The organism is Kitasatospora sp. NPDC057512 (assembly GCF_042802135.1).
Classification (GTDB): Bacteria; Actinomycetota; Actinomycetes; order Streptomycetales; family Streptomycetaceae; genus Kitasatospora.
In genome coordinates this window covers 1-7,666 of the sequence record NZ_JBHVET010000398.1, presented here as the reverse complement: position 1 = coordinate 7,666, position 7,666 = coordinate 1, and the positions used below count along the sequence as shown (strand labels likewise).

Sequence of the window (7,666 nt, the reverse complement as noted above, 5' to 3'; positions counted from 1 at the left end):
CGGTAGGCCGCCTCGAAGTCCTCGTCGGTGGCGAGCCCGGCGGCCACCACGGCCGGCCGGGTCTGCTCCAGGGTGAGCCGCCACCACTCGGCCTCGTCGTCCCCGCCGGCGATCAGCTGGAAGCGCGCGTCGTGGCCGAGGGCGCCCAGCCCCTTGCCCTCCAGCGGCACCGGCAGGCTGCGCGCCCACTCGGTGTCGGTGCCGACCGCGGTCTCCAGGTGGCGGCGGAAGGCCCGCAGCGCGGTCCGGTAGCCGGGGTGCGGCGAGTCCTTGATCGGGAAGAAGGCCGGCTCCTCCAGCACCAGCGTCCCGCCCGGGGCCAGCCACCGGACCAGCCGCTCCACCGCCTTCTCCGGGTCGGGCAGGTGGATCACCACGTACCGGGCGTGGATGAAGTCGAAGGAGGCGGGCGGGAAGTCGTCGGTGTAGACGTCGTGGCGCAGCACCCGCACGCCGTCGGCGGCGAGTTCGTCCAGGAAGGTGGTGTCGAGGTCGGTCACGGTGACCTCGGCGCCCTGTCCGGCCAGCCAGCGGGCGACCGAGCCGCCGCCCCCGCCGACCTCCAGCACCCGGTGCCCGGCCCGCAGGCCGAGCGCCCGGAAGCGGCCGCGGGTGTGCTCGTCCAGGACGGACTCCAGCAGCCGCAGCCGGTGCAGTTCGGTGTCCACGGCGTGGCTGAACACCCCGTCGCGGTAGCGCTCCTCCTTCCATTCCCAGCGTTCGCCGCTGGCCCCGGCGAACACGGACTCCGAGTCGGTCTGTACGGTCATGGGCTTCTCCTGTGATCGCGGTCGAGCGTGCGGACGGACGTGCGGACGGACAGACGTGCGGACGGACGTGCGGACGGGGGGTCAGACGAAGGCCAGGACGCGGACCGGGCCGCCGGTCCCGCCGAGGTGCTTGGGCGCGCCGACCACCGCGACGGCGCCGAGGTCGGGCACGGTGTCGAGCCCGGCGAGGCACTCGATGGCGTACTTGCCGGCCGGCAGCAGCACCCGGTGGGTGTCCGGGTCGGCCGGGCGGGTCCCCGGGTCGAGGCTGATCGAGTCGGTGCCGACGCCGACCACCGAGCGTTCGGTGACCAGGAAGTGCGCGGCCTCCACCGAGATCCCGGGGAAACGGTAGAGCCCTTCCGCGGGGTCGAGGTTGAGGAAGGCGCCGGGGGTGTCGATCCGGTGCGCCCAGTCGTTGTCGACGGCCAGCAGCGCGCCGTCGGGGATGCGGCCGTGCCGGCTCTCCCACGCGAGCAGGTCGTCGACGGTCAGTTCGGTGACGTGGTCGCGGGCGGCGCGCTCGCCGATCCGGACCACGGCGAGCGGCGCGACCAGGGTGTCGGCCGGGATCTGGTGGGTGGCCAGGCCGTCGTCGTCGAAGTGCGACGGCGCGTCGAGGTGGGTGCCGATGTGCTCGTTGTAGGTGAGTTCGAAGGCGTTGTACTCGTGCTCGGCGAGGTTGGCGAGCCGCTTGATCTCCATCGGCTTGACGTACAGCTCGAACACCGGCCAGTCCGGGCCGACCACGTGGGTGAGGTCCCGGACGGCCCCGCGCGGCAGGCTGATCGGCTCTCTGGCCCGGAGCGGCGCCGAGACCTCGGCGGGCCCTTCGGCGACGGGCCCTTCAACCGCGGGCCCTTCGACCGCGGGCCCGGTGGCGGTGTGGCCGGTGGCGCCGGCCACCGTCTCCGGTGAGCACATGGCATTCCCCTTCCTGGAGAACATCTAGGGAAAAACAATCTCCTGAACGCGTTATGCTGGTGGCCCCGCCCGCAGAAGGAGCTCCGATGGCCACCGCCCCGCGGACACCCCGCCTCGCCTCGCCCAGCCGGACGGACGACGGCGGCGGCGAGCGTCGGCAGTACTTCGCGACGCTCACCCGGGAGCGCCCGGACATCGCGCTCTGCCGGGCCACCACAGTGGTCGCCCGGGCGATCGACGAGGAGCTGACCGACGCCCGGCTGACGGTGGCCCAGCACCTGGTACTGAAGATGCTCGACGCCGTCGGGGCCTGCTCCCAGCAGGAGTTGAGCGAGCAGCTGCGGATCGACCGCAGCGTCATGGTCGGCTGCATCGACGGCCTGGAGAGCTCCGGGCTGGTGGTGCGCGAACGCCACCCGCGCGACCGCCGCGCCTACGCCGTCACCATGACCGAGGCCGGCGCGCGGGCCCTGGCCGACGCCGAGGCGGGCATCGCCCCGATGATGGACCGGGTGTTCGCCGCGCTCACCGCGGAGGAGCGGGACACGCTGATCCGACTGACCCGCAAGCTCCTCGCCGTCCAGCCGGGCGGATGAACGCCTTAGCCGACCGGGCGAACCCCTTGGCCGGGCGGATGAACGCCTTAGCCGGCCGGGCGAACCCCCTGGCCGGCCGTCGCTCAGTCCACCAGCGCCTGGTTGACCAGCTGCCGCAGCCGTCCGTGCAGCTGGTGCGCGCTGGAGGGCATCAGCTGGGTCAGGAACAGCACCGTCAGCCGCTCCACCGGGTCCACCCAGAAGATGGTGGACGCGGCGCTGTGCCAGCCGTACTCCCCCGCGCTGGCCGGCACCCCGGCGGCCGCCGGGTCCTGCACCACCGCGAAGCCGAGCCCGAAGCCGACCCCGGCGGTGGGCATCTCGGAGAACACCGGCCGTCCGACGCTCTTCAGGTCCCCGCCACCGGGCAGGTGGTTGCGCAGCGCGTGCCGCACCGTGTGCCGGCCGAGCACCCGCACGCCCTGGTACTCGCCCTCGCCGAGCAGCATCTGGCTGAAGCGGTGGTAGTCGGCGAGCGTGGTGACCAGTCCGGAGCTGCCGGAGAGGCAGGTCGGCTCGCGCAGCACGTCGCCGCCGAAGGCGTCGTTGCGGACGGCCTTCCCGGTCGACGGGTCGACGACGTAGAAGGCGGCCAGCCGGTCGGCCTTGTCGGCCGGGACGTGGAAGCCGGTGTCCGCCATGCCGAGCGGGCCGAGCACCCGTTCGGCCAGGAACTCGTCCAGCCGCTTCCCGGACGCGACCTCGATCACCCGCCCGAGCACGTCGCTGGAGGCGCCGTAGTTCCAGGCGGTGCCGGGCTCGAAGAGCAGCGGGAAGGAGGCCCACTTCGCCACGCACTGGGCGAGGTCGAGGCCGGGCGCGGTGGTCCACTCGAAGCCGTTGGCGGTGTAGATCTCGTCGACCGGGTGCGCCCGGTGGAAGCCGTAGGTCAGGCCGGAGGTGTGGGTGAGCAGGTGGACGATCCGGACGGGCTCGGCGGCGGCGGTGGTGACCGGCCGGGAGGCCGGCCCGCGCTGGTAGACCCGGACGTCGGCGAACTCCGGCAGGTAGCGGGAGACCGGGTCCTGGAGGCCGATCACGCCCTCCTCCAGGAGCACCAGCGCGGCCACCGAGGTGACGGGCTTGGTCATCGACCACGAGCGGTAGATGGTGTCCGGGGTCTGCGGCAGGCCGTTCTCGACGTCGCGGTGCCCGTACCCGGCGAGGTGGGCGACCCGCCCGCCACGGGTCACGGCGAGCTGCCAGCCGGGCAGCCGGCCGTCGTCCACGTAGGCCCGGAGGTACTCGTCGATCCGGCGCAGCCGCCCGGGGTCCAGCCCGACCTCGGCCGGTTCGACTTCGACTTTGATCTGCGACATGGCGTCCTCTCGCGGTCGAGCGCTCTCGTCATGTTTCGAATGTTCGAAGATAGTGGAAGCATAGGAAGAATCAACTCGGCACACAAGAGCGGAACTTGAGATCCCATGAGGTCCACCTGGTGGACTTCGAATGTTGCGCAAGTTTCGAACCATTAATAGGATCCGGAAGGATTCGCACCCCCCTTCCAACCCGACCGGAGCTGGAGCCTGCCCATGCCGCCCCTCGCGCTTTCCATCGACGAACTCCTCACCACCACCAGGGCGGTGCGCAAGCGACTGGACCTCACCCGCCCGGTGGAGCGCGAACTGATCGAGGAGTGCCTGGCCCTGGCCACCCAGGCCCCCACCGGGCGCAACCGCCAGCGCTGGGACTTCATGATCGTCACCGACCCGGCCAAGCGCTCCGCCATCGCCGACCTCTACCGGCTCGGCCTGGTCCGCCCCCGCCAGCAGGTGGTCGGCACCGGCGTGGACCGCACCGTCGGCGACCAGCTGCGCCGGCTCCGCCTGGCCGAGAGCGCCCAGCACCTCTTCGACCACCTGCACGAGGTCCCGGTCCTGGTGATCCCCTGCGTCCGGATCGAGGGCCGGCACGAGGTCGACTCCTTCGTCGGCCAGGCCAACACCTGGGGCTCGATCATCCCGGCCACCTGGCAGTTCATGCTCGCCGCCCGCTCCCGCGGCCTCGGCACCGCCTGGACCACCCCGCACCTGCACTACGAGCGCGAGGCCGCCCAGGTCCTCGGCATCCCCTACGAGACCGTCCTCCAGGCCGCGTTGATCCCGTTGGCCCACACCATCGGCACCGACTTCCGCCCCGGCCCCCGGGTCGGCACCGAGCAGATCGCCCACTGGGACGCCTGGTAGCCCCCAGCGGGGCGGGGCCCATCGGAGCGTTCTTGACCATCGATCAGGCCGATCTTTAGGATGACTGCCATGTTCCGGGAATGTCGAGTCAACGGCCGTGGTGCCGAAGCGACTTCCGACTGCGCGACGCACCGCTGCCGCTGTCGCCCCTGAACCCTCCTCCCGCGTCCGCGCACCGAACCGCGCACCGAAACCGACGCCGGATAGAAATCTCCTCTCATCATCACGGTTCCGCTCCCGCGGTGGTGCCCCCACGCACCCCGCCGATTCCGGCTGCCCGGAGTCCCGGAACCTCGACGGCAAGGAGAACGAACATGAGCCTGTCCCTCTACCGCTCCGCCGATCCGTCCGATCCCACCACCCCCACCGGCCCCGCCGGCCCCACCGTCCGGGTGCTGATCTGCGCGGCCTCACCGCTGCTGCGCACCGGCCTGCGCACCATCCTGCACCGCTCGCCCGGACTCCAGCCGCTGACCGAACTCTCCACCACCACCCGGATCGCCCAGGCCTGCGCGGCCAAACGCCCGGACGTGGTGGTCATCGACGCCGACATGCCCGGAATGGAGGCCTGCGAGGTCAAGAAGCTCACCAGCGACCGGGAGACCGGGCAACCCGGCATCATCCTGCTGGTCCGCCCCGGCGACCCGGACCGGATGCTCGACTACCTCAGAGCGGGCGCCCGCGGCCTGGTCCTGCGCGACGGCCCGGAGTCCGACATGGTGCACGCGGTCCGGGCGGTCGCCGCCGGGAACGCGCTGATCTCCCCGCCGATCACCGCCGAGGTGGTCACCGAGATGGCCCGCCGGCTGCCCGGACCGCCGCTGCACACCCCGCCGCTGCTCCGGCTGCTGACCCCCCGCGAGCAGGAGGTGCTCACCCTGATCGTGGGCGGGCTGTCCAACGCCGAGATGGCCGCCGAGCTCCACCTCAGCGAGAAGACCGTCAAGTTCCACGTCTCCAACGTGCTCGGCAAGCTGCGCGTGCGCAGCCGGGCCCAGGCGATGGTCTACGCCCGGTCGGGCCACCGGGCGGCCGGGTAGGGTCTCCGGCCGCCCGGCGCGGCGTCACGTCTGCGGGGCCAGGGCCCGCAGCGTGTCGCGCATCCCCTCCGGTCCGGCGCCGAACTCCGGCACCGGCAGCACCGCCAGCAGCGGCGTGTCCACCCCCGCCGCCGCGAACTCCGCCACCCGCTCCCGGCACTCCCCCGGGGAGCCGTGGATCAGCAGCGCGTCGACCAGGTGCTCGGGCACCGCCGCGCACGCGCCGTGGAAGTCGCCCGCCGCCCACGCGGCGTGCGAGGCGGCCAGCTCCTCGCCGCGCCCCAGCCAGTCGTGGAAGCCGCCGTACGTCCGGGCGTTGAGGATCGGCCCGAGCAACTGCCGCCCCTGCCACCGGGCGTGGTCGCGGTCATTGGTCGGGCAGACGAACAGCCGGGCCACCACCTCCTTGGCACGGCCCTCCTCCCCCATCGCGGCCCGTACCCGCGGCACGTCCGCGGCCGCCAGGAAGTTGGTGACCAGCCCGTCCGCCTCCCGGCCGGCCAGCCGCAGCATCTGCGGGCCGAGCGCGCCCATCATCACCGGCGGCACCGGGTCCGGCCGCAGCGCCGGGGTGTACCGCTCGATGGTGAAGGAGTCGAACGCCCCCTGCACCGTCCGCCCGGCCAGGGCGTGCTTCAGGAACCGTACGGTGTCGCGGACCTGGCGGTACGGGTGCTCGAAGGGGATGCCGTTGATCCGGGTGACGAACGGCGGGCCGGAGGAGCCGACGCCCACCACCACCCGGCCGGGCGCGGCCTCGGCCAGCGAGGCGACCGTCATGGCGAGCAGCGCCGGCCCGCGGGTCTGCACCGGCACCACGCCGGTGCCCAGCCGCAGCGCGGGCGCCCAGGCCGCGGCGAGCGCCAGCGGGGTGAAGCCGTCGTAGCCCGCCGCCTCGCCGGTCCACACGTCGGTGTAGCCCAGGTCGGGCAGTTCCTCGACCAGCGCGCGGTGCCGGTGCAGCGGGACGCCGCGCAGCGGGAGCGTCAGACCGTAGCGGCCCACGGGCACCTCCCGGCGGTTCGCTGACGGCGTTCACTCATCGGGTGTCCTTCCGCGGGAACGGCGGTCCGGGCCGGCCCCATTGCCTAAGATTGGATAGTACGCAAAAGTTCGAACAATCCATCGCGCGAGCGCGACGACCACGACGACCGAGGAGCCCCCCATGCGGACCCCGAGCCACCCGGCCACCGACTCCCTCCAGCTCGCCGGCATCTTCCACGCCCTCAGCGACCCGGCCCGCCTCTCCATCGTCACCGGCCTGGCCGAGGTCGAGGAGCAGTGTTGCAGCGACCTGGACGTCCCGCTGTCCAAGTCGACCCTCTCGCACCACCTCAAGGTGCTGCGCGAGGCCGGCGTCACCACCACCCGGGTCGAGGGCACCCGCCGGCTGATGTCGCTGCGCCGGAACGACCTCGACCTGCGCTTCCCCGGACTGCTGGACGCCGTACTGGCCGCCGCGACCCGTGAGCCCGCCGACGCCCACTGATTCTCCCCGATGCTCCCGGGACCGCTCTTCGGCCGTACGACCGGTCTGCGCCCCGGCCTTAGGACCTGAATCGGCGCCGCCGGCCCCCACCGGGCGCGCCGATGCCCCAGGCTGGCCGCGACCCTGTCCTCCCCAGCCCGCACTGGAGTCCGCCGTGCCCGTCGACACCCGCACCCACGAGACGGCGGCCCGCGCCGCCCTCGACGCCTTCCTCGACGCCCTCAACAGCCGCGACCTGGCGGCCTGGGCGGAGACCCTGCACTACCCGCACGTCCGGGTGCACGAGGGCGAGGTGACGGTCTGGGAGGACCGGGACGGCTACGTCGAGCGCTCCGCCCCCGAGCTGGCGCAGCTGGTCGGCTCCGGCTGGGCCCGCAGCGGCTGGGAGAGCGTCGAGCTGAGCCAGTCCTCCCCCGACCAGGTGCACGCCCTGGTCCGCTTCGCCCGCTACGACGCGGCCGGGGAGCGCACCGGCTCCTTCGACTCGGTCTACGTGCTCACCCGGCGCTCCGACCGCTGGGGCGTGCTCGCCCGGATCGGCTTCCGGACCGTCTGACCGCGCCGACCCCGGACACGGCGGCGGGGCGCGCGCAGGCCGGTATCGGCCGCGGGCTCCGCACCGCCAGGAGCAGCCCGAAGGCCATGCAGTTGGCGAACAACG

Annotated in this window: 9 protein-coding genes; 5 read left to right on the top strand and 4 right to left on the bottom strand. The window is 73.0% G+C overall.

Features of this window, described 5'->3' with window-relative positions:
- Together ACFU6K_RS24060 and ACFU6K_RS24055 are read right to left on the bottom strand one after the other, a co-directional pair.
- The coding region (locus ACFU6K_RS24060; protein ID WP_380666227.1) for a class I SAM-dependent methyltransferase at positions 1–770 on the bottom strand (770 nt) is incomplete at its 3' end.
- Between the two features lie 81 nt (positions 771–851).
- The gene (locus ACFU6K_RS24055) at positions 852–1,694 is read right to left on the bottom strand and encodes a cyclase family protein (protein WP_380666225.1); all 843 of its coding nucleotides are present in this window, start codon (positions 1,692–1,694) and stop codon (positions 852–854) included.
- A gap of 86 nt (positions 1,695–1,780) precedes the next feature.
- Here ACFU6K_RS24055 and ACFU6K_RS24050 point away from each other — a divergent pair, with 86 nt between their 5' ends.
- Positions 1,781–2,290: a MarR family winged helix-turn-helix transcriptional regulator gene (locus tag ACFU6K_RS24050; protein ID WP_380666223.1), complete on the top strand. Its 510-nt coding sequence runs from the start codon at positions 1,781–1,783 to the stop codon at positions 2,288–2,290.
- Between the two features lie 83 nt (positions 2,291–2,373).
- Here ACFU6K_RS24050 and ACFU6K_RS24045 read toward each other — a convergent pair whose 3' ends face one another.
- Positions 2,374–3,609, bottom strand: coding sequence for a serine hydrolase domain-containing protein (locus ACFU6K_RS24045; protein ID WP_380666221.1), 1,236 nt, complete (start codon positions 3,607–3,609; stop codon positions 2,374–2,376).
- A gap of 213 nt (positions 3,610–3,822) precedes the next feature.
- Here ACFU6K_RS24045 and ACFU6K_RS24040 point away from each other — a divergent pair, with 213 nt between their 5' ends.
- Both ACFU6K_RS24040 and ACFU6K_RS24035 read left to right on the top strand, forming a co-directional pair.
- Positions 3,823–4,476, top strand: coding sequence for a nitroreductase family protein (locus ACFU6K_RS24040; RefSeq protein WP_380666219.1), 654 nt, complete (start codon positions 3,823–3,825; stop codon positions 4,474–4,476).
- Between the two features lie 314 nt (positions 4,477–4,790).
- Entirely contained in the window at positions 4,791–5,516 is a 726-nt protein-coding gene (locus tag ACFU6K_RS24035) for a LuxR C-terminal-related transcriptional regulator (protein WP_380666217.1), read from the top strand.
- Between the two features lie 24 nt (positions 5,517–5,540).
- Here ACFU6K_RS24035 and ACFU6K_RS24030 read toward each other — a convergent pair whose 3' ends face one another.
- The gene (locus ACFU6K_RS24030; protein ID WP_380666215.1) at positions 5,541–6,521 is read right to left on the bottom strand and encodes an LLM class F420-dependent oxidoreductase; all 981 of its coding nucleotides are present in this window, start codon (positions 6,519–6,521) and stop codon (positions 5,541–5,543) included.
- Between the two features lie 160 nt (positions 6,522–6,681).
- Between ACFU6K_RS24030 and ACFU6K_RS24025 the strand changes: the two genes are divergently transcribed.
- Both ACFU6K_RS24025 and ACFU6K_RS24020 read left to right on the top strand, forming a co-directional pair.
- Positions 6,682–7,005, top strand: a complete 324-nt coding sequence (locus ACFU6K_RS24025; protein ID WP_380666213.1) for an ArsR/SmtB family transcription factor — start codon at positions 6,682–6,684, stop codon at positions 7,003–7,005.
- Positions 7,006–7,159: 154 nt separating this feature from the next.
- Positions 7,160–7,561 carry a hypothetical protein gene (locus ACFU6K_RS24020; protein WP_380666211.1) on the top strand — a complete coding sequence of 134 codons (402 nt, stop codon included), beginning with the start codon at positions 7,160–7,162 and terminating at the stop codon, positions 7,559–7,561.
- Positions 7,562–7,666 lie beyond the last annotated feature (105 nt).

What these genes read in the sequence shown, in the direction of transcription:
- ACFU6K_RS24055 (WP_380666225.1), bottom strand. Translation starts at nt 1,694, where the DNA reads ATGTGCTCACCGGAGACGGTGGCCGGCGCCACCGGCCACACCGCCACC.
- ACFU6K_RS24050 (WP_380666223.1), top strand. Translation starts at nt 1,781, where the DNA reads ATGGCCACCGCCCCGCGGACACCCCGCCTCGCCTCGCCCAGCCGGACG.
- ACFU6K_RS24045 (WP_380666221.1), bottom strand. Translation starts at nt 3,609, where the DNA reads ATGTCGCAGATCAAAGTCGAAGTCGAACCGGCCGAGGTCGGGCTGGAC.
- ACFU6K_RS24040 (WP_380666219.1), top strand. Translation starts at nt 3,823, where the DNA reads ATGCCGCCCCTCGCGCTTTCCATCGACGAACTCCTCACCACCACCAGG.
- ACFU6K_RS24035 (WP_380666217.1), top strand. Translation starts at nt 4,791, where the DNA reads ATGAGCCTGTCCCTCTACCGCTCCGCCGATCCGTCCGATCCCACCACC.
- ACFU6K_RS24025 (WP_380666213.1), top strand. Translation starts at nt 6,682, where the DNA reads ATGCGGACCCCGAGCCACCCGGCCACCGACTCCCTCCAGCTCGCCGGC.